Below are 20915 nucleotides of genomic sequence, written 5' to 3'. Positions count from 1 at the left end.
CAATTATTGAGCTCTTTATTTATCTATTAATATTTATAATGATAAATTCTAAGCGTTAACTTGTTTAAACTAGTCATATTTTTGCTAGCTTATTTGTTACTCGTATCTTTTGGATATTTTATTTAAATAGACTAAATTGATGATTGATACCACAAATGATAATCCAGAGAGTAAAACCAAAGCAGGTTTAGCGCCCATATTGCATCGCATCATTTCGTTAGGGCAAACACCAATTAAAATAGTTGGAATCGCGGCTGCTAATAACGAGATGCAAGCTAATGACATTGTTAATCCCATACGAACAAATATCGTGCGGCTAAATAGCATTAAAACTCCAACGGCTATGACTAAACTACCGATGCCAAGTTCTGCTCTTAACGTCCAAAAACATCTCATAATTTTAGCGGGTGCACTATGCATATGTTCACTACCTGCTGCTTGGCTCATTGCATCAACCGGCATAGCTGAAGGTTCTGGTAAAGGGCAAACAGGTAAAATATACATTGGAAACAATATCAATAATGCGCCTAGCATGATAAAAAACAGGGATGAAATCATGCGATTTTTCATATAATAAACCTCATTTAATGGTTAATTATCAATAATACTTGCCACTTTACCGTGTTCAAGTACAACTGTAGTTTGAGCATGCCGAGATACCTCAGGTGAGTGAGTCACCACTATAATAGTGCTCCCTTCTTCATGCAGTTGATGTAATAAATTCATAACCATTGCTTCATTGTTTTCATCTAAATTACCGGTTGGTTCATCGGCTAAAATTAGTTTAGGATAGTTAATTAATGCTCGAGCAATACAAACACGTTGCTGTTCACCGCCTGATAATTGTCTTGGTAAATGTTTTGCTCTGGCCGCTAAACCAACGCGCTCTAGAGCCTGTAATGCTTCTTTTTCGTCAACCATACTGTGATAATACTGCGCTACCATTACGTTTTCTAACGCTGTTAAGTATGAAACCAGATGAAATTGTTGGAAAATCAATCCAATTTTATCACGACGGATTTCGGTCAACTGGGGTAGAGAAAGCTGGGTAATATCTTGCCCATCAAAAATTACTGAGCCTAATGACGGTTTATCCATACAACCGATAATATTCATCAATGTCGTTTTACCACTACCTGAAGGTCCCATAATAGATAACCATTTACCTTCCTCAACAGCTAAATTCACGTCTGAAAGTGCATGTAGTGAGCCATATATTTTTGATACATTCTTTACTTCGAGTATATTCATACTTAGATCCTATTCACCTCGCAATACGAGTGCGGGTTCAACTTCAAGAGCACGTTTTACCGGAATTAAACATGCTATTACCGTAACAAGAGCAGAAATAATAATTGTTGTTGGAATAAGATAAAACTCAATAATTATTGATCGCCCAAAGACATTAGTACTAATAACTTGTGCAAAAACAAGCCCACAAACTACACCTATCATGCCACCAATGATACCTAATACCAACCCTTCAGCTAAAAACTCTTTAGCTATGCTTTGATTATTTGCCCCAATTGCTTTTTTGAGTCCAATTTCTTTACGGCGCTCCATCACAACAGTCATCATCGTTGTCGCAACGCAAATCATAGTAAGCACTAACACCACAAAAGTGACCAAATAAAGTAATGATGAGAGTTTACCTAAAACTGAAGACTCTGATTGTGTTACCCATTTTATTAAATGGGGATCGATAGTATTAATGTGGCTTTTGATTGTTTCAACATAGTGTTTTAATTCTGCTTCAGTAGCAGTTATACTCACTTCAACCACTTCAGCCTGATCGGATTCTTCAAGTAGCACTTCTAAATCATGTAAATCAATAAATATAAATCCATCTTCAGCTCGCCCTGTTTTAATAATACCTGTAATTTTAAGATCTTCATCAAAGCGCGAATCTTGTTTAGATTTACCCGAAATCGGCATCGTACTGCCAATTTTCAGTTTGGTAAAATTAGCAATATCGGTACCAATCATGATTTCATTCGGATTTTTAGGTATGCTTCCTTCGATTTGCCAATAAGGGCTAGTTTTGGTCACTTGTTCGAAGTTAGTACCCACAATGGTATAAGGATGCTGATTGCTACGAATAGCATCATAACGGAAAGGCGTGACGCCTAAAAGCTTGTCTTGAGGAAGTAAATTTACTGCTTGTTTCACATCAGCAAGTGGCATAGTCGGTTGATTATTAGCGGGCATAAATAATAAATTTGCGCCATAAGAACGAAACTCTTGCCCCATTTGACGCGGAATATCATAGCATAGTGTTATCATTCCAAGTAAAACAGTAGCACCAATAGCAACCCCTAGCAATGCAATCATAATTCGCGATCGGCGACGAATGAGTGAGCTAAAAATGGTTTTGATAATAAAGCGTCTATTTTTATTCATCATAAGCGACTTACCTTTGTTTTTATCGACCATGTAATACATCTGTTGGACGTAAAAACATCATTATTCGTAAAGCGGGTAAACTACCGACAAAGGTAATTAAACCGACCATAATTAATACTAACGGAATAATAATCATTTTCGGCTCGACAAATGAACCAAATACCGTGTGACCAATAATTTGAGCAAACCCCAAGCCAATAAAGTAACCAAAAACTCCACCTAACAAGGCAATAATCAATATTTCAGTTAATATCAGCATTGCGACCGCTGTATTTGTTGCCCCTAATGCTTTAAGTAAACCAATTTCAGTGCTTCGCTCAATAACATTGGCAGTAACTAAATTTGAAATCGCCAACGCCGAACAAATTAACGATAAAATGGTTAATAGCAACATAAGTAATTGTGTTTTTTGCAGTATAGAACCTTCAGATTCAGCGACTTGCATAATCGCTTTAACCCGAACATCAGGCATCAATTCTTCAAGTTGATAAGCAATTGAACTAATGTAAGCGGTACAATACCAAGTATCCCATTCAGTTCTTGATAAACTATTTGGATCTTGTGCTGCTTTACGTGCCAATTCGTTTTCAGGTGTGGTTAATGCACTCACTTCAACTCGTTCAACAAGCCCTTCTTTATTTGCTAACTTTTGGACCACCGGCAGGGAGACATAGATCTGTGAATCTTCTACGCCACCACTGTGGAAAATATTATTAACTGTTAACGTTAATGAATTATTTGTTTGTGGAGAGGTAATATTGATGGTATCACCTAACTTTAAATTCCACTGTTTAGCGACAGTTTCGCCCACCATGACACCTTTTAAATTATCATCTTTCATGGTGTTACCTTCAATTGTCCACCATGATTTCATGGCTAACATACCGGTATCAACTTCATCCCCTGTTGGAATAGTCAGGTGTTTGTTAAACCAAGTACCCACAATGGTAATAGGTTTGCCATTCAAATTAGCTTGAGCTGTTAGATAGGGGGCAAAATCGACAATGTTATAAGCCCAGAAGATCATCTTAATTTTGACTAAATCATCTTGCTTAATGTACTGCATAGCTTGTTGTTTGCCATTATTATCGTCAAGTTGGTACATTTCGCTAACAAGCGCTGTTCCGCGAGGGACAATATTTAAATTAGCACCATAAGCCTTTAACTCTTGATTCACTTTGTCACCAACATCAAACATAACATTTAACATGGCTGTTGCAAGTGAAACACCGAGTGCTACTGTCAAAGCAATTAAAAATAATTTCTTTTTTTGACGCACTAATACACTAATTAACATTCTGCGAAACATAAACTCTTCCTTTGGTAACCTTTACTTAAAGCGTGCTTTTTCCGCTTCTAGGTTTGCGGGACGAATAACCATATTCCCATTAATAATTTCATACTTAAGTGGAACAGGATTACAACCACCTGAAAAACCAATCGTTGCAATATTCATCACCACATCACATAAAATACAGACAACTTGATTACCGCGTTGATAGTAACCACTTGCACCGCAAATATCACAGGCATCAAAACCCACACCATAGGCGTTTTCGCTTTTTTTAATCACAATAAAACGAACTAATGTACCATCGGTAGCCTTGTAACCATATCGATGTAAATTACCATCATTGACATTATCTAATGGAATAACAATTAAACCATCCGCATTAGGGGAAACTGGTTCAGCAGGCGTAAGTTCAACACCTTTTTCAAAAATGTAACGTGCCCTTGTTACCGTATAAGCAGTTATTGCTGCACCAGCAATTAGTAATAACGAAGTGCGTCTATCACTACGTAACTGTGCGTTAAGTTTACGAATTTGCGCTGGATTGCTGCCAACTAATGACGTTGTTTTGGATTGGATATATAACGCTATGGCTAATAACAACACTATTGCCATAAAAATAAAGATAAAGAAATTAACGTGACCTAATACAAAAATCACCAATTCCATCATCCATTTTTGTGGTTTAATAAATCGCCTTACAATTAAAATTTGGATCAGATTGATACTATTTTGAATCGTAAATATAAGCAAAGCGATCAGAATCGTTGTTTGAACGAATTTATTGGATAAACGCCTACATAGACGGAAGGTAAATACAGCGATTAATCCAGCAATGAGTAAAGCAAAGCAATAACCAACCCATTTGAATAAATAATCGTTATTAAAGATAGACTCCATCCCAACTGAAAATTCAAAGGGATAAAGCATTAAATTCGGTAAAAATTGTGCAGCAATTAATCCAATAGCAAGCACAGATAGTAGGGTAAATAAAATTTTGCCGAGCTGGCAATTGATTGGTGTTTTTAGTATTGCGCAGATAAACAACGGTATCGCAATTATCATCCACAAGGTGATGATGCCAAGGTCATAAAACTCACGAACAGCAAAACCTGTATTTCGCTTCAAAATAGCATAAATTAATGCTGCAAGTAGTCCTATTATAAAACCGAAGGTAAAAATTTTGTTATTATAATTAGGTATTGCTCTAACTATCATCGCACTTAACAGTGCTAATACAACAATGGGAACAAAAGTATTATCGGTGATTTTTATAAGGTATTGAAGCATATTAATTGCCTAATGGTTACAACCTATTATGGCGAGTTAAAACCTCGCCATAATAAATACTACAAAATATTAAGTATAACTGATACTATTTTTTAAATATCACTACCATGCTCGAGGAATATAATCAAAATCCCAAGAAACTTCAATTGGTTTAGTCCAAAAACGTCCTTCGACTCCGGTTTCTTTATCTACATGCAATAAATAACCTTGTTTTTCTGGATTTTCGATAGTAAATGTGACTTTATATTTACCTGCACCATCAAGTTTAATATTGTTACCATAATGCGGACCATCTGATGCGTTCATTGGCATAAAGTTACCTTCGATGGCTTTATCACTACCTTGTTTTTGGATCTTATATTTAACCGTTAAGTAAGGAACAAAATCGCCAACACCATAACCAAGTTTATTGCCTTCTGCTGCTGAAATATCTGCTTCAATGTGCATATCAGATTTTGATGCAGGTAAACCACCCATGCCAGCTGGCTCCATATCTACAGGTTGAAAATAAACCGCACCAATATGTAATGGTCCAACTGTCACTTCATCACCGATTGGAAACTCTTCAAAACCTTTTTGTTCACCTGGAGCAGGTGCTGCTGCATACGCAACAGATGATAATGCAAGTATTGACGAAATACCCGCAACTAGTACTAATTTTTTCATTGAAAACTCCTTTACTTTTATTTAATTACTTATCATTAAAGCAATCACTACTTTCTTTGCTATTTAAATTGACTTCGAAATATCATTAATCAACATCTAACCAACTTTTAAGCAACAAATTAAATGGATCAAACGTTTTGTTTATTATGTTTAGCTTTTAAATAAACCACTGATATGATAACAACTAATATCATAAATATTTGTGGTATTAACGTTTCAATGGTTGGATAAATCCCTAAAATATCGATTGAATGCACAAAATCAACCGGCGTTACAGGAATTATATCGGCTTCTTGTAACTCTTTTACTCCACCTCCAGCAAAAGCTATAGCCATAATATACATTAGTGTACTTGTGCCAATAAAAAATGGTCTAATTGGTAATTTCATGGTACCAAAACGAATTAGCATAAAGATAATAGCAAGCACAATACAACCTACAGCTAAACCATACCACACCATATCCATATGATCTTTAGCTTCAGCCAACATTGCTTGGTAAAATAAAATAGTTTCAGCACCTTCACGGAAAACAGCTAAAAAGGCGGCAAATCCCAATGCAAAACGACTACCCGATGAAACTGCCGTTTGCACTTTACCTTCAACATAGTTTTTCCATGCTTTTGCTTCAGCCTTTGAAAACATCCAATTACTGACAAAAAATAGCACGACGGTGGCAAGTAACATTGCAACACCTTCTATCATTTCTTGATTAGCGCCACTAATATCAAAAATAGAGTGAAGCGCAATTGCCGCTAAAACACTGGCAAATATTGCAAATAACGAGCTCATGTAAACAACTTTAACCATAGGTAAGTTGCCTGAACGCACTAAATAGGCCGATATAGCAGCAATAACTAAAATAGCCTCTAATCCTTCACGGAAAATAATAATAAATGAAGCTAATAAAATACTCCAACCGCTCTCTTTTTTACCATCGAGCTCATTGGCATCTTCATGTAGCATTTTTAATAAAACGTCGATTTCTGCTCGTACTGTTTTATTTGGTGCACCATCAGTCATTAAACGTTTTATTTTAGCAAATTGGTATTCGGTATCGGTACCACGTTTGCCAGAAATATATGACATCACAGCCCTTTCGACACCATGCTTTTCATAAAAACCAAAATAGGCGTTATTTACGCGCTCTTTTGCTCTATCACTGTCTTTCATAAAATAGATATCGTAGGAATCATTGAGTATGCTATCCATTTCATCAATGATAGCATTCCAGCTTTGATATTTTTTTTCAGCAGCGTAAGAAGAGGGAGCAAAAACAATCACACTTGTAATTATCAACAATACTACTGCAAGAAATCGTTTCACTTTTTATTCCTTTTATTTTCCTAGTAACATAATACCAATTGGTTTACTATTTTCAGGCAATTGCAACGCTTGGGATATGGCATCTGGTTTAATAGAATGGATATATCTGGCGCTTAATTTTAACGCAGCAGCACTAAGGTAGATGTTTTGACTCATTGCACCCACAGCTATTTGGGCAAAATCATTAGCTTGATCTGCTGGCGTATCTGCAAGGGAGTTTTGATCGAACACAAAAATTAAAGAATAAGCTGCACGCTTGGTAAAGTTTTGCATCGCAATATCGGCACGGATGTCTTTATTATTAATTTCACGTAAATATTGACCATCCCATTCATATAAAAAGGTCCCTTTTTCACTAGCAACATACAAACGAACATAAGGCGCTTTACCATTCGCCATTGGTACCGTCCACCCCGTTTTACCACGATTTAAGCCACTTGCAGCCCAAAGCACTGTGGATAATTCATCATCGGATAAATTACCTATAGGAAAACCACCACCGGGGGTTGAAGCTCGTTTTTTTAGACTTTCAAATAGCCCCATTCCATCTTTGGTTTGAGGATTGGGTAAAGAAATATCTCCATAACATAACGATATTGAAAATATTGATGACAATAAAACAATAACTAATTTGCGCATCATGCAAGGCACAGTCCACCTCTAGCTAACTTGTAATGATTGCGATATCTTATTGCTAATAATGTTAATGATCAACAACAAATAATAATAATTATCATTTGACAATCAAAAAATAGTTATAATTTATTTTTAATAAGATAACTTAATATTTCAGTGGGAATTTTTATTTGATTTGATTTTCAATGTTTTACTTATACCTATCAATACTTAAATTGGTTATATTTTAACCTTAATTTGCGATTTGCTCCGACGCCAATATGGCGTCTGCACTAATTTTAAGAAAAGCTCAGAGATTTTGTCGAAAATAAATTTAATTCAATACAGATTATTGAATTAGGATTTTTGTTATATCTTGATGTTCAATAGCTATCTTCGTAGAATGGGCAAAATTTTTATTTTGGGTTTGTTATGCAATTACATTTAGTGGTTAATACCTTTGGCGCTGATTTGCAGCGACGTTATGGTGAAAAAATTTACAAACTCACGTTACATGGTGGATTTACCTGTCCTAACCGTGACGGTACTATTGGTCAAGGAGGGTGTACATTTTGTAATGTCGCCTCCATTATTGATGAGTCAATTCAAGTTAAGTCGATTGCAGATCAGTTAACTTCACAAGCTCAGCAAATGAAAAAATCGAAACGTTACCTTGCCTACTTTCAAGCTTATACCAGTACTTATGCCGAAGTTGAAATCTTAAAAAATATGTATGAAGAGGCGCTAAATAGTGCTGATATTGTTGGGCTTTGTGTGGGAACCCGCCCTGATTGTGTACCCAATGAAGCACTTAATTTATTAGCTAATTATCAAGCTAAAGGCTATGAAGTTTGGCTAGAGCTAGGTTTACAAACCGCACATGATAAAACGTTGCATGCAATTAATCGTGGACATACCTTTACTGATTATCAGCAAACAGTACAAAAAGCACGTAAGCTGGGTATTAAAGTGTGTACCCATTTAATTATTGGTTTACCAAAAGAGAGTAAACAAGATAATTTAGTGACTTTAGATCAAGTGCTTAATTCTGGTGTGGATGGTTTAAAACTGCATCCATTACATATTGTCGAAGGCAGTATTATGGCTAAAGCGTGGCGTGCAGGCCGGCTTGATGTATTATCTTTGGAGCAGTATGTCGCTATTGCAGGTGATGTTATCAGGCAAACCCCAGCGGATATTTTATATCACCGCATCTCGGCTAACGCCAGAAAACCGACCTTACTTGCCCCTGATTGGTGTGAAAACCATTGGCAATCGATGAATGCTGTCGATCAAAATTTACGTCAATTTGGCGTGCAAGGAAGTGCCATTGGTGACAGTTATTGTTTTAAAGCATAAAAGAGTTTAATGGATAATATCCAGATAGTTAAACATGCATTAAGTGATTTACTAACCGAAAATATTGCTATTAATTAATTGTAAAATATTTTGCCAGCAATTATCAGTAAACCATAGATGGAAAACGATTAGCTACAGTGAATTTATTGCCCATAGGCAATTACTGCATAGTGTAGTCAAATAATTGTCGTTATAGATGCAATAAGTCAATCCGGGGATCAGGTTTACACCCATCATTTTGTTAAAGTGACAAAATAGACAAACGTATCAGTAAATTTGAGGTTTTTACTTTATTTGAGATCGCCAATCACAAAATCATCATTTGTAATGAATAAACTCGGTAATTTTGTGGTAATAGTGATGATAAAGATCTAGGTGCCTAACATTGATTTTAGGTTGGTTGAAATATTGAGTTCAATCACCATAAAAATAACTAGGCGGCGGGTTATCTTTTTTGTTAATTAATGAGATCGGCTTAAGGCAATTATGTTTAACAATTGGTATAAAACATTCGGCACACAGGCCGAATGAGTATACTGCTTCAATTCCAGCAGTTTAGCTATCTCAAATTTTATTGAAAAAATTCGTTAATCTTTATTGATTATCTGCTGTTTTTCCTCGCGTTATTAACTTTTTAAAAATGCTGAGCGGTAATTTAGTTATAGCAAAACCACATAACATAATGATTGTACAAATAATAAAACGGGTTGAAATGATTTTATGCTCATAAATAGAGGAAATCAAAATTGCAACGACTGGAAAAATAATAAAAATGAATGATAAAACAACAGGGCTCATTCTTTTCAACAAAAAGAAATAAGCAATAAAACCAAACACCGAAGCAAAAATACCTAAATAAATTAATGCGAGCCAACTAGTTAAAGAAATAAGTTGGAAATTGTTTTCTTCAAACAAGAAACTTAACAAGCACAGTACAATTCCAGCGACGCCGATAGGTAAGGTATTAAAAGTAAATACATTGATGCCTGCGCCTGCTTTTTTGGAGTATACATACAAAAAACCATGCATCAATGCTGCTAAAAGTATTGATATAACACCTAAAAAATCGGTATACGAAAGAATAAATCCTTCAGAAACTAAAATATATATTAAGCACAAAAAGCCTACTGTAATACCGATTAATTGATTCAAATAAATCTTATCTTTTAAAATTATTTTAGCAAAAATAATAGAAAAAATAGGCATAGTACTAAATAGAAGTGATGTTAAACCTGACGATACATACTGTTCACCAAAACTAATTAAGAAATAAGGAATAGTAAAGTAAAATAGGGTTAATAACAGGAAAAAATGTAATGATTTTCGAGGAAACAATATTGGTGATTTAGCGATAATAGTAATTAATACTAAAAACGGAAATGCAATAACAAAACGTAAACCAGCCGCTAACAGTGGGTTAACGGTTTCAACAGCAAACTTAATGCCAATCCATGTTGTTCCCCATGTAAAACAGACAACAATAAATAACAATAAAATAATATATTTATTGTTAAAAAAAACGTCCTTATTCATTTTAAATTTTACTGACCAGATTATATGTAATAGGTTTGGCAATATAATATAAAATGCATAAGATTGTAAACATCAAAGTATCTCAAGAATTAATAAGCATTTTTTACGGTCAAACGTTTTACTTTCATTAACTTTGTATCGATAAGCAAATGGTGATTGAGTTATTTTGTTTTTAAATATTTGGCAATTAAAATTCTTTCACTAAATTAGTGGATATTTAGATCAACTGAGAATAAACAAGATAAATCGTCTAAAAGCAAGTCTTGCTTTAACCAGATTCAAGCTAAATATACGTTCATTTTAATTAGATATTAATCATCATTAACTTCTTTTTACCCGTTAAAAATAACTGATTTTTCAATACCAATAAAAGATTATGGTTAAGTTTGATCATAAGCTGCAACATAGAATGACACTGATCCTATAACAAGTATCATTATTGATTTAACGTTACCTCTTACCTCTATTTTTTGCTTATAGGGTGAAGTAATATTAATAATATTGAATTTTTTGTCGATAACAGAATGTTCAATAAACGTGATGAATCTTTGTGAAAAAGGATTCATCATTCAAATGATTTACACTTATCGATTATTTCGCTATGAATAAGATTACTCGATACTTATAAACTCGTCTGTACTAAGCATTGTGATAAGGCTCACTACTAAAAATCAAACTTTGCGCAACAATCAATACTGAGTATATAATACCCCTTTATTACTCGAGGCAATTTGCATGCAATTAGCTTTTTGTATCTATAAATATTTTCCTTATGGCGGTTTGCAACGTGATTTTTTGCAAATTGCTAAGGCTTGTTGTGATCGTGGTCATAAGATCCGTGTTTATGTCATGGAGTGGCAAGGCGATATACCTGATGAATTTGAAGTTATAAAGGTCGCCAAAAAGGGCTTTTCAAACCACAGCCGAAATCAATCTTATTATAATTGGGTTAAAGCTCATCTTGAGTCCAACCCTGTTGATTGTATTGTCGGTTTTAACAAAATGCCTGGCTTGGATGTCTATTTTGCTGGCGACACATGTTTTGCCGAAAAAGTAGCACACAAAGGTTTGCTTTATAAATTATCTAAACGATGTCAACACTATTTAGCTTTCGAAGATGCAGTATTTAATGCCGCTCATCATACAAAAATAATGGTGCTAACTAAACAGCAAATTAGTGATTTTGAAAAATATTATCAGACTCAACCTTCACGATTTTATCTGTTACCACCGGGCATTGCATCGGATAGAAAATACCAGTTAGCATCGCCTCTTAAAGGTCAACAATTTAGACAAGCCAATCAAATTGCGCTTGATGCTTTTGTGATAGTGCAAATTGGATCTGACTTTAAACGTAAAGGGGTTGATCGTTCGTTAAATGCTATTGCCTCCTTACCCATTGAGTTGAGGCAAAAAGTAATTTATTTAGTCGTTGGGCAAGATAATGCGCAACCTTATCAAAAAATGGCTAAAGCTTTGAATATTGGCAATCAAGTCAGGTTTTATTCTGGCCGTAATGATATCCCTGATTTTCTTTTTGCAGCCGATCTATTATTACACCCAGCAAGGCAGGAAGCTGCTGGCATGGTATTAATTGAAGGTTTAGCCGCAGGTGTACCAGTCATTGTCTCTGGTATTTCTGGTTATGCTTATCATGTCTACGATGCCGATGCTGGTTTTGTACTGATTGAACCTTTTGTGCAAGCAGATTTAAATTGCGCGCTTGACAATGCGATAACCAATCAAGTGCAACGATTGATCTGGCATAATAATGCTATATATTACGGTCAAACTACTGATTTATACCACTTAGCTGAGCGTGCTGCCGATATTATTTTAGATTGTGATAATCATGAACGAAATTAAACTTAAATCACCTTTTGCACAATTATGGAAAGATAAAGATCCCTTTCAAGAAGTTGAATTAATATCGGGAAAAGTTTATCGGGAAGTAAAACAACGTAAAACATTAAATTTCCAATTTAATGATGAATCTTATTTTATTAAGATTCATCGAGGTACAACAGTTAAAGAGATTGTTAAAAATCTTTTATCACTACGTTTGCCTGTTTTAGATGCTAAACAAGAATGGGATGCGATTGCTCGTTTAGAACAAGCCAAAGTTAATACTATGGATGGACGAGCATTTGGTCGAAAGGGCCTAAATCCCTTAACTCGCCATTCATTTATTGTTACTAAGGATTTAAACCCAACCATTAGTTTAGAAGACTTTACAAAAACATGGCTAACTTCGCCACCCAATTATCATTTAAAACGTTCACTAATTATCTATTTAGCTAATATGACAGCAAGAATGCATGCAGCTGGTGTTAATCATCGTGATTGTTATTTATGTCATTTTTTACTTGATATACCATTATTTGAACATCAAAAACAGATTAAGTTATCAGTGATTGATTTACACCGAGCTCAAACACGTAATAAAGTGCCTAGACGCTGGCGTGATAAAGATCTGATCGGACTTTATTTTTCATCAACGAATATTGGCTTAACAAAGCGCGATATTTGGTTATTTTTGAAAGTCTATTTCAATAAACCCCTAAAAACCATTTTGCTTGATGAGCATAAATTAATTAGCAATACAGAACAAAAAGCAGAAAAAATACGTAAACGCACCGAGAAGTATAATCTTTAACAATAAGGAAATACGATGTTTATTGAACAAATTGATATAGTAGGATTTAGGGGTGTAAGTCAATTATCGTTAAAATTTAATACAGAAGCAAGTGTGCTGATTGGTGAAAACCGATGGGGGCGATCGAGTTTAATTAGCGCTTTAATGTTATTGTCGCTAGACAATAAATTTTATGAATTTGTTGATTCTGACTTTTATCGTGATAAAGATAAACCTAATGACAATCATATCAGTATTAAAGTAACGTATTGTCAATCCTATGCCAACGAGTTCAATAATCAAGCTTATCAAGCATTATTGCCTGTTACTTATCAATCTAAAGAAGATCAATTACGACGGATAACTTATCAAATCACCGCCAAACAACAAAATAGTAAAATTGTAACTCAGCATCTGCTAGTCGACCAAAACAATAATCCTTTTACTATTGAAGATCATAAATTGCTGATTGCTATTGTTCTTAATCTTAATCCTGTAATGGCATTGAAAAACACTTTAAGTGCAGATGATTTACCCATCACTAACCAACCTTTATCAGAATACTTCATTAATGAACTGTCTAATCAATTAAAGCAACATTCAGCCTCGATTAGTGAAGAGGAATTACAACGAGGATTAAAAGCTGCACGTGCTTTGTTAGAATACTATTTTATCGATCCAGCTCAACGTTATCGTTATAAACATTTACCACAAAAAACAAGCCCACATCGTGAAGATTGGAATTCACTTGAACGTATCAATAATGCTTTAGATAATATTAATGATGATTATTTACGAACCGCTTTATTAGGTATTTTTGATTCAATTGTTTACGCTAAAGGTGACAATCCCCTTTCACCTAGCTCGATGCCAATTCTCATTTTAGAAGAACCTGAAAGCCAATTACATCCCATTATTTTATCGGTTGGTTTTCGCCTGCTTAAACACCTGCCAGCACAAAAAATTATTACCTCAAACTCCAGTGACTTAGTATCATTATTTCCATTAGAGAGTATTTATCGGTTAATCCGTCTACCCGGTCAAATTGTGACAAAATATGTTGCCCCTCATTCACTGAGTGCTGATGATAGTCGCCGTATTTTATTTCATGTACTTTATCGTCGACCATTAGCGCTTTTTGCTCGTTGCTGGTTATTAGTTGAAGGTGAAACAGAAGTATGGTTGTTGCGTGAATTAGCCGAACAAAGTGGTTATCATCTAGGTTCTGAAGGTGTGCAATTACTAGAATTTGCGCAATGTGGTTTAAAACCTTTAATAAAATATGCTAATAAGATGGGGATCCATTGGTATGTGATTACTGATGGCGATATGGCTGGAAAAAAATATGCCGATACGGTTAAATCGCTCACCCCACAAAATGAAGATTCGAATGACTATCTTACGATATTACCGGCAAAAGATATCGAGAATTTTTTGTTTAAACATGGCTTTAGTCATGTGTACAAACAGGCAGCTTATAATACAATTGAACATATCGATATGCCTGTATCTAAAATTATTCAAAAAGCCATCCATAAAAGCTCAAAACCGGATTTAGCTATTGCTGTTTGTGATGATGCAAAATCTAGAGGTATAGATGCGATACCAAGCTTATTAACCCATACTTTCGCCAAAATAATTCAGTCATCAAAAGATTTTATTTAACGTTGAAAACAATAAGCTCATAAATCAGATAAAACGCCACCAAATTTGATTGGCGGCGCAGTTAAATTATGAAAAAACACTGTATTATAGCGTGAATAAATTATTTTACTCATGCTTTCAAGGAGACACACAAACAACACGATGTGTTAATGTTGATGGCATATTATAGCCAATATAACCTTGTGAATACATCCCATTATTAATATCATAGATCAAACCATACATATTGGGTACAGCAAGTGATGTCCAGTATATACCTGAACCATCCCAATTTTTTGCAGCAGGATAATCAGTAGAAGTGTTACTCAGATACCCCCATTCATTCATTAAACCACCAACCCACTTATCTCCATTTTTATAACTGATTTGACGACGATAAGAGTTACCCTGCCCTGGAATTCCATTCTCCCAGCCATATCCATTTCCATTAGTAAAATCTTCAACTCCTGGTATTCGATAGGTAGCCCCCAGATTATTACAAAATGCTTTGGCATTTTCGTAACCATTTGCCTGTTCAATCTTAGTTATGTACCAACGCTCGATTTTAAAATTATAAAGCAACTGACTATGATTATTATCAGAATAGAGTTTAAACTCTGAGGGAGTGAAAGATTTATTAGTAGAATCTTGGGTTGGTCCATTTAATAGAATTTTTAACGCCAACTGTGGCTGCCCATTCCAATTCTGTGTCTTTTCTACAGTTAATGACAAATTAACGGTTTTATTACCATTTTCAGGGAAAACGGTAGCACCATTTGCAGCAATAACTTGATTTGGCGTAATACCTGCTAATAATAAATAAAAATGAAGACCATTTGAACCGGTTGTAGGAAAGTTATTTGCAACATTATCAATATTATCGACTCTAAATCCTTTCTTACTCACCCAATTTGGTCCATATGACTGATCCATAGAAAAGTTGGGCTGAGCATAACACACATAAGGCATATCTATCTTTGGGGTAATATAGTAAACACTTGTTGCAGCATTAAAACGCGTAGTATTCGGTATGCCATACTGGGTTGATAATAGACCATCAGTTGTTTGAATATTGAGTTGATAAGGTGCTTCACAGGGATCTAATGCTGTAATTGTATTATTACTAATCATACTGGTAACATTTTGCCCTTGCTTATTTATCCATGAAAGCGTTAACGATCCGGTAGCCGTTACGTTGCCATCACCATCATCATCCCCCCAATAGTTATATAATTTGATTAAACTGTTTAAAGCAACACTCGGATAATTACTATTCCCCTCTTTTTTAAGTGGAACAAATGTTTTTATATTAACAAAATCTAACTCTCCTTTATTTAAAATAATTGGATTTGTCATAGTTGAATCATTAACGATCGCATTTGGATATAAATGTGCCATATCACCGGATGACACATACAGACGACCATCTGGTAACGTTACACTTAACAAACCTTCTGTACTTGTTACTTTCGTTTTACCTTTATCAAAAGTTAAATAAGGTTTACTACCATTAATCTTGTTAATGGTCACCGCAGTTAACGCATTAGCGTTAACCGTAAAAATCATAGATATTAAGCTAACAACAGCAATATAAGAGCTAAAATTGTTTTTTGCTAATGGGATTTTTTTAAAAAGAATAATCCATCTAAAAAAGATAAATAACACTAATTGGTGAGAAAAAGTTAAGATAATACTGATGAAAAATAAACAAACTAGTTTGATACTATTCATTGGCAACCTATTATTAAAAAGTTTTTATTTAGAAAAATATGGTGTTTTCCTCTATATTAATTTTAGATATCCTTATCATAACCTGTTCAATATCGACCAAAATTTAAATATCTTTAATTTTTTTTCAAATTATTTTGAGAATCAAAATTTACATTACGTTTTAGCTATGATTATTTGAGCGTTAATATTGAAAATCATTATGTGTTAATCATTCAATATGATGAAAAAATGGATAAAATTTATATAGATAGATGAGGGCAAAAAAAGTTAGAAACTATCTTTTAAATTAATTAAAAGACACGTTTGGTGAAAAATGCTTGGAAAGTATTTGCTTAACGAATATGGATATAGTTGATATCAATGCTAAAGGATTTCCACTGCAGTAAACAGCAGAAATCCTGCAAAACATGATTATTTTGTGATTTTTTTGTATTTGGCACGTCTCGGCTCTAAGGCTTCTGCACCTAAGGTCCGTTTTTTCCACTCTTCATATTCGGTAAAGTTACCTTCAAAGAACTCAACATGCCCTTCGTCTTGGTAATCGAGAATATGGGTTGCAATGCGATCTAAGAACCAACGGTCATGCGAAATCACTAATGCACAGCCCGGAAACTCCAATAACGCATTTTCGAGTGCTCGCAGTGTTTCGACATCTAAGTCATTGGTTGGCTCGTCGAGTAACAGTACATTGCCACCAACTTGTAATAACTTGGCTAAATGCACTCGTCCACGCTCACCACCAGAGAGTTCACCGACTCGTTTTTGCTGATCAACGCCTTTAAAATTAAAGCGTCCAACATAGGCTCGGCTTGGGATTTCAAAATTACCAATACGCATAATATCTTGCCCATTGGATATTTCGTCCCACACTGTTTTTTTATCATCCATGCTGTCACGAAACTGATCGACTGACGCCAATTGCACCGTATCACCTAAAGTAATGGTACCTGAGTCAGGTTGCTCTTTACCCGATAGCATTCTAAACAGTGTTGATTTACCCGCACCATTTGGACCAATAATCCCAACAATCGCGCCTTTAGGAATACTGAATGAAAGATTATCAATCAATACCCGATCACCATACGACTTGGTTAAATTACTCACTTCGATCACTTTATCGCCTAAACGTGGCCCAGGTGGAATAAACAGTTCGTTAGTTTCATTACGTTTTTGGTAATCATTACTGTTTAATTCTTCAAAACGCGCTAAACGGGCTTTACTTTTTGCTTGGCGGCCTTTCGGGTTTTGGCGCACCCATTCCAGCTCTTTTTCAATCGATTTGCGGCGCGCTGATTCGGTTGCGGCTTCTTGAGCCAATCGCTGATCTTTTTGTTCAAGCCATGAAGAGTAGTTACCTTCCCATGGAATGCCTTCGCCACGATCAAGCTCTAAAATCCAGCCGGCGACATTATCTAAGAAATAACGGTCATGGGTTACAGCCACCACCGTACCTTCATAGTCATGTAAAAAACGTTCTAGCCAAGCCACCGATTCTGCATCTAAATGGTTAGTCGGTTCGTCGATTAATAACATATCCGGTTTTTCCAGCAATAACTGACAAATGGCAACACGGCGACGTTCACCACCGGATAAATTCTCAATTTTGGCATCCCAATCAGGCAGGCGTAGCGCATCGGCAGCGCGTTCTAGTTGGTTGTCCAGATTATGTGCATCTTGCGATTGTATAATTGCTTCAAGTTCAGCTTGTTCTTTAGCAAGTTTATCAAAATCGGCATCAGGATCAGCGTAAGCTGCATAAACTTCATCTAACCTTGCTAATGCCTTTTTGGCATCGCCAACGGCTTGTTCAATTGCATCACGCACAGTTTGTTTTGGATCTAATTTCGGTTCTTGTGGTAAATAACCGATTTTAATACCTGGCTGTGGACGCGCTTCACCCTCAATTTCGGTATCAACGCCCGCCATAATACGTAATAACGTTGATTTACCTGCACCATTCAAACCCAGCACACCAATTTTTGCGCCTGGGAAAAAACTTAAAGAAATATCTTTTAAAATATAACGTTTAGGAGGAACAATCTTCCCCACTCGATTCATTGTATAAACATATTGCGCCATAAAACATCATCCGCTTATTGGGTTAAACCTAGTAAAAGAGACCTTTTACTATAAAAGTATGGCGTATATTGTAACGATTCTGACAATAGGGTCTAGGGTTATTTATAACAATTAACTGATTAACTAGTGATGGAGCGAGTTATTCACCGCAATTGATAGGCTACTTATTATTGACAATATTTATCTGACTTAAATAATAACAAGTTCATCAAGAGGTTAACAAAAAAACAACTCTTTCACATAACAATTTTAGCCGTTTGACGACTCAGCAAAAGTAAAATCTGAGACAATGGGGCTGGATTTTCGAAATAACAGTTTTACGACCTAAGTGGTATTTTGACTATAATTGTAATGTAGTTAAATACCACGTTATGGGCAATTTGTCAGATTATCAATATCTAACCTGACAAACGACTAACAACATATAATTTATTAGGTAATTCTTTTATCTTGTAGGAAGTGTGCTAATTCCATTTTCGCCCCGGCAGAAAATTTGTGCTGATTGAGATTGACCAAGATAAAAACCGTCATCCTTAACGCTTCCCAACACACCATAATCGATTACAGCAAATGGCTTGTTTGTACGATACATTTCAGCTGTCCAAAGATAGGTTCCGAAGTAATAAGGCCCGCCCCATTCACTCATAAAAGTACCTAAATCTCGAGCAGCGGCATATTTGTTGGAATCAACTATTGCGTTAGCTGTCCATTCTGGTGTGTTAGCTTGTAAAGAGTTGGTCAATTCATCTCTTCGATACAGATATTTTTGTCGCCAAGCTTTGCCTGCTTCTGACATATCATTAACCTGAGCGGATGTTGTTTTCGGTATTGCTTGACCATCTATTATTCTTCTACATTCATCGTAGGCCATATAACTATCAAAAAGTGAAAATCCTTTTACTTGCGTAGGTAGTATTGCCCATTTTTGTGGTATAGGGAGCGTAATTTTACCGATGTTTTGCCAAGTTTTGCCTTTATCAGCACTATATTCCATATTAATCGTTAAGGGTGTTGTGGGCTTAGTGACACTGTCATAACGTACTTGGCAATTTGCACCTAAGTCTTTACTTGCGACCGGAGATTGCAATGTAACCCAGTTAGTACTATTGCTGCTATCTAGCTGGCAACGATACTGACTTTGATCGGCTCCCGAGCCGATTAACATGAAAGCTGCATCTTTAAAACCGGTTATTGGTTTAAATTGTTCAGCTTTAAATCCACCACCTTGTTGCAAGTTATTCGACGATGGGCTTGTACCAGAATCCCATACCTCCGGGTTATAACCATTAGGATACTTAGTCATGTAAAAACTATTCTTATTATAAACATTCATATTTGGTATAGAATTCGTACCTGGTTGAACAAAGCATAACTTAGGCCCCCTCTCAAGCATAAATTGGTAAGTAATAACGGGTTGGCTACCATAAATGTTTTTATTAGGTTGACCGTATTTAGTCGATACCGCAACGTTTTGAGCACCAATTTTTAAAAAGTAAGGTCCTCCACACACATTGAATTCACGACTTAAATCATTTATCACGTTATTATTATCATACCAGGTTGCTGTTAGTGTGCCTTCGATGGTTGTGTTTTCAGTAAGGGAAGCATCACCATCATCATCACCAACTTTAAATTGTGATAATGCATTTGCCTGACCATTAGCTGGAACCATCGTAATGATATCAGAAAATTTAGTTCCTTCAGGGATTTGCAAGGTTTTACCACCAAAAGAGAGCGATTCACTTACATCAACGAATTTTAATGCGTTATTATTTTCAGTTGTAGGCATTCTAAAACCAAGTAATTCATTCAATCCTTTGATTTTAGTCCCTACATTTCCGTCTTGATCTGATTTTAATTGTAAATAAGGTGCACTACCTACAATGGTTTTAGCTGTCACATTTGATAATGCTTCAGTATAAGGTGAAAAAAGAATAAATAAAAAATGAATACCAATAATAGATAACGTTGAGTTAAGTTTTAGGTGTATAACCTTATTGGAAGGATTGATCCGTTTAAAAATTAGATGCCATATTAATTGATTAAAAATATTAAATTTAAAATTAATAAAGAATAAGAAAATTAATTTTCGCTTCATTATAAATAACCTATAAATAGGATATTTATCATCTATGAAAAATTTCCTAATTTTAAACATATATCAAACCTATAACATTAGTTATCACTTAACGGTATAACAGCACAATGTTGATTGTTTTTAATTTTCACATATTTGAATATAATAATCTATAAATAATTGTTTAAATTTGTAAATCAATAAATTAATTGACAAGCATAATTCAACACACAATTGATAAAGATTATAGTGATATGGAGTTGAATG

At 35.0% G+C, this 20915-nt stretch carries 16 protein-coding genes; 4 read left to right on the top strand and 12 right to left on the bottom strand.

Annotated elements, in window-relative coordinates:
• Positions 1–96: 96 nt before the first annotated feature.
• The 8 genes from J3U66_RS01310 to J3U66_RS01275 all read right to left on the bottom strand — a co-directional run bounded on the left by J3U66_RS01310 (position 97) and on the right by J3U66_RS01275 (position 7617).
• The gene (locus J3U66_RS01310; protein WP_267333484.1) at positions 97–570 is read right to left on the bottom strand and encodes a DUF4418 family protein; all 474 of its coding nucleotides are present in this window, start codon (positions 568–570) and stop codon (positions 97–99) included.
• 21 nt (positions 571–591) lie between these two features.
• Complete coding sequence (locus J3U66_RS01305; protein ID WP_065634679.1) at positions 592–1251, bottom strand: ABC transporter ATP-binding protein; 660 nt, start codon at positions 1249–1251, stop codon at positions 592–594.
• A gap of 9 nt (positions 1252–1260) precedes the next feature.
• Positions 1261–2403 carry an ABC transporter permease gene (locus J3U66_RS01300; protein ID WP_267333485.1) on the bottom strand — a complete coding sequence of 381 codons (1143 nt, stop codon included), beginning with the start codon at positions 2401–2403 and terminating at the stop codon, positions 1261–1263.
• Positions 2404–2422: 19 nt separating this feature from the next.
• Entirely contained in the window at positions 2423–3712 is a 1290-nt protein-coding gene (locus J3U66_RS01295; protein ID WP_267347640.1) for an ABC transporter permease, read from the bottom strand.
• A gap of 21 nt (positions 3713–3733) precedes the next feature.
• Entirely contained in the window at positions 3734–4984 is a 1251-nt protein-coding gene (locus J3U66_RS01290; RefSeq protein ID WP_267333487.1) for a Fe-S-containing protein, read from the bottom strand.
• 102 nt (positions 4985–5086) lie between these two features.
• Entirely contained in the window at positions 5087–5650 is a 564-nt protein-coding gene (locus J3U66_RS01285) for an iron transporter (protein WP_065634676.1), read from the bottom strand.
• Positions 5651–5778: 128 nt separating this feature from the next.
• On the bottom strand, positions 5779–6975 hold the full coding sequence (locus J3U66_RS01280; RefSeq protein WP_267333488.1) for an FTR1 family iron permease: 1197 nt from the start codon (positions 6973–6975) through the stop codon (positions 5779–5781).
• A 12-nt stretch (positions 6976–6987) separates the two neighbouring features.
• The gene (locus tag J3U66_RS01275; RefSeq protein WP_267347639.1) at positions 6988–7617 is read right to left on the bottom strand and encodes a nitroreductase family protein; all 630 of its coding nucleotides are present in this window, start codon (positions 7615–7617) and stop codon (positions 6988–6990) included.
• 405 nt (positions 7618–8022) lie between these two features.
• Here J3U66_RS01275 and J3U66_RS01270 point away from each other — a divergent pair, with 405 nt between their 5' ends.
• A complete protein-coding gene (locus tag J3U66_RS01270; RefSeq protein ID WP_267347638.1) occupies positions 8023–8949 on the top strand; it encodes a TIGR01212 family radical SAM protein in 927 nt (308 codons plus the stop codon).
• Positions 8950–9543: 594 nt separating this feature from the next.
• Here J3U66_RS01270 and J3U66_RS01265 read toward each other — a convergent pair.
• Positions 9544–10482 carry a DMT family transporter gene (locus J3U66_RS01265; protein WP_267333492.1) on the bottom strand — a complete coding sequence of 313 codons (939 nt, stop codon included), beginning with the start codon at positions 10480–10482 and terminating at the stop codon, positions 9544–9546.
• 735 nt (positions 10483–11217) lie between these two features.
• Here J3U66_RS01265 and J3U66_RS01260 point away from each other — a divergent pair.
• Genes J3U66_RS01260 through J3U66_RS01250 form a run of 3 tightly spaced genes read left to right on the top strand, consistent with a single transcriptional unit; the run spans position 11218 to position 14782 of the window.
• Entirely contained in the window at positions 11218–12348 is a 1131-nt protein-coding gene (locus J3U66_RS01260) for a glycosyltransferase family 4 protein (RefSeq protein ID WP_267347637.1), read from the top strand.
• Positions 12335–13138, top strand: a complete 804-nt coding sequence (gene rfaP / locus J3U66_RS01255) for a lipopolysaccharide core heptose(I) kinase RfaP (RefSeq protein WP_267333494.1) — start codon at positions 12335–12337, stop codon at positions 13136–13138. Before J3U66_RS01260 ends, rfaP begins: the two co-directional genes overlap by 14 nt.
• 15 nt (positions 13139–13153) lie before the next feature.
• Positions 13154–14782 carry a DUF2813 domain-containing protein gene (locus J3U66_RS01250; RefSeq protein WP_267347635.1) on the top strand — a complete coding sequence of 543 codons (1629 nt, stop codon included), beginning with the start codon at positions 13154–13156 and terminating at the stop codon, positions 14780–14782.
• 117 nt (positions 14783–14899) lie between these two features.
• On the opposite strand, the gene J3U66_RS01245 is transcribed toward J3U66_RS01250, so the two are convergent.
• From J3U66_RS01245 to J3U66_RS01235, 3 genes are all read right to left on the bottom strand, one after another.
• On the bottom strand, positions 14900–16492 hold the full coding sequence (locus J3U66_RS01245) for a hypothetical protein (protein WP_267347633.1): 1593 nt from the start codon (positions 16490–16492) through the stop codon (positions 14900–14902).
• 411 nt (positions 16493–16903) lie between these two features.
• Positions 16904–18571: an energy-dependent translational throttle protein EttA gene (gene ettA / locus J3U66_RS01240; RefSeq protein WP_267347631.1), complete on the bottom strand. Its 1668-nt coding sequence runs from the start codon at positions 18569–18571 to the stop codon at positions 16904–16906.
• Positions 18572–19016: 445 nt separating this feature from the next.
• Entirely contained in the window at positions 19017–20669 is a 1653-nt protein-coding gene (locus tag J3U66_RS01235; protein WP_267347630.1) for a hypothetical protein, read from the bottom strand.
• Positions 20670–20915: the final 246 nt, after the last annotated feature.

This window comes from Gilliamella sp. B2969, assembly GCF_026536195.1.
Classification (GTDB): Bacteria; Pseudomonadota; Gammaproteobacteria; order Enterobacterales; family Orbaceae; genus Gilliamella.
The sequence above is the reverse complement of the archived record's forward strand: the minus strand, read 5'-3'. Positions and strand labels throughout refer to the sequence as shown.

Bases quoted from the DNA above. Each gene is read 5' to 3' on its own strand.
- J3U66_RS01310 (WP_267333484.1), bottom strand. From the start codon at position 570: ATGAAAAATCGCATGATTTCATCCCTGTTTTTTATCATGCTAGGCGCA.
- J3U66_RS01305 (WP_065634679.1), bottom strand. From the start codon at position 1,251: ATGAATATACTCGAAGTAAAGAATGTATCAAAAATATATGGCTCACTA.
- J3U66_RS01300 (WP_267333485.1), bottom strand. From the start codon at position 2,403: ATGATGAATAAAAATAGACGCTTTATTATCAAAACCATTTTTAGCTCA.
- J3U66_RS01295 (WP_267347640.1), bottom strand. From the start codon at position 3,712: ATGTTTCGCAGAATGTTAATTAGTGTATTAGTGCGTCAAAAAAAGAAA.
- J3U66_RS01290 (WP_267333487.1), bottom strand. From the start codon at position 4,984: ATGCTTCAATACCTTATAAAAATCACCGATAATACTTTTGTTCCCATT.
- J3U66_RS01285 (WP_065634676.1), bottom strand. From the start codon at position 5,650: ATGAAAAAATTAGTACTAGTTGCGGGTATTTCGTCAATACTTGCATTA.
- J3U66_RS01275 (WP_267347639.1), bottom strand. From the start codon at position 7,617: ATGATGCGCAAATTAGTTATTGTTTTATTGTCATCAATATTTTCAATA.
- J3U66_RS01270 (WP_267347638.1), top strand. From the start codon at position 8,023: ATGCAATTACATTTAGTGGTTAATACCTTTGGCGCTGATTTGCAGCGA.
- J3U66_RS01265 (WP_267333492.1), bottom strand. From the start codon at position 10,482: ATGAATAAGGACGTTTTTTTTAACAATAAATATATTATTTTATTGTTA.
- J3U66_RS01260 (WP_267347637.1), top strand. From the start codon at position 11,218: ATGCAATTAGCTTTTTGTATCTATAAATATTTTCCTTATGGCGGTTTG.
- rfaP (WP_267333494.1), top strand. From the start codon at position 12,335: ATGAACGAAATTAAACTTAAATCACCTTTTGCACAATTATGGAAAGAT.
- J3U66_RS01250 (WP_267347635.1), top strand. From the start codon at position 13,154: ATGTTTATTGAACAAATTGATATAGTAGGATTTAGGGGTGTAAGTCAA.
- J3U66_RS01245 (WP_267347633.1), bottom strand. From the start codon at position 16,492: ATGAATAGTATCAAACTAGTTTGTTTATTTTTCATCAGTATTATCTTA.
- ettA (WP_267347631.1), bottom strand. From the start codon at position 18,571: ATGGCGCAATATGTTTATACAATGAATCGAGTGGGGAAGATTGTTCCT.
- J3U66_RS01235 (WP_267347630.1), bottom strand. From the start codon at position 20,669: ATGAAGCGAAAATTAATTTTCTTATTCTTTATTAATTTTAAATTTAAT.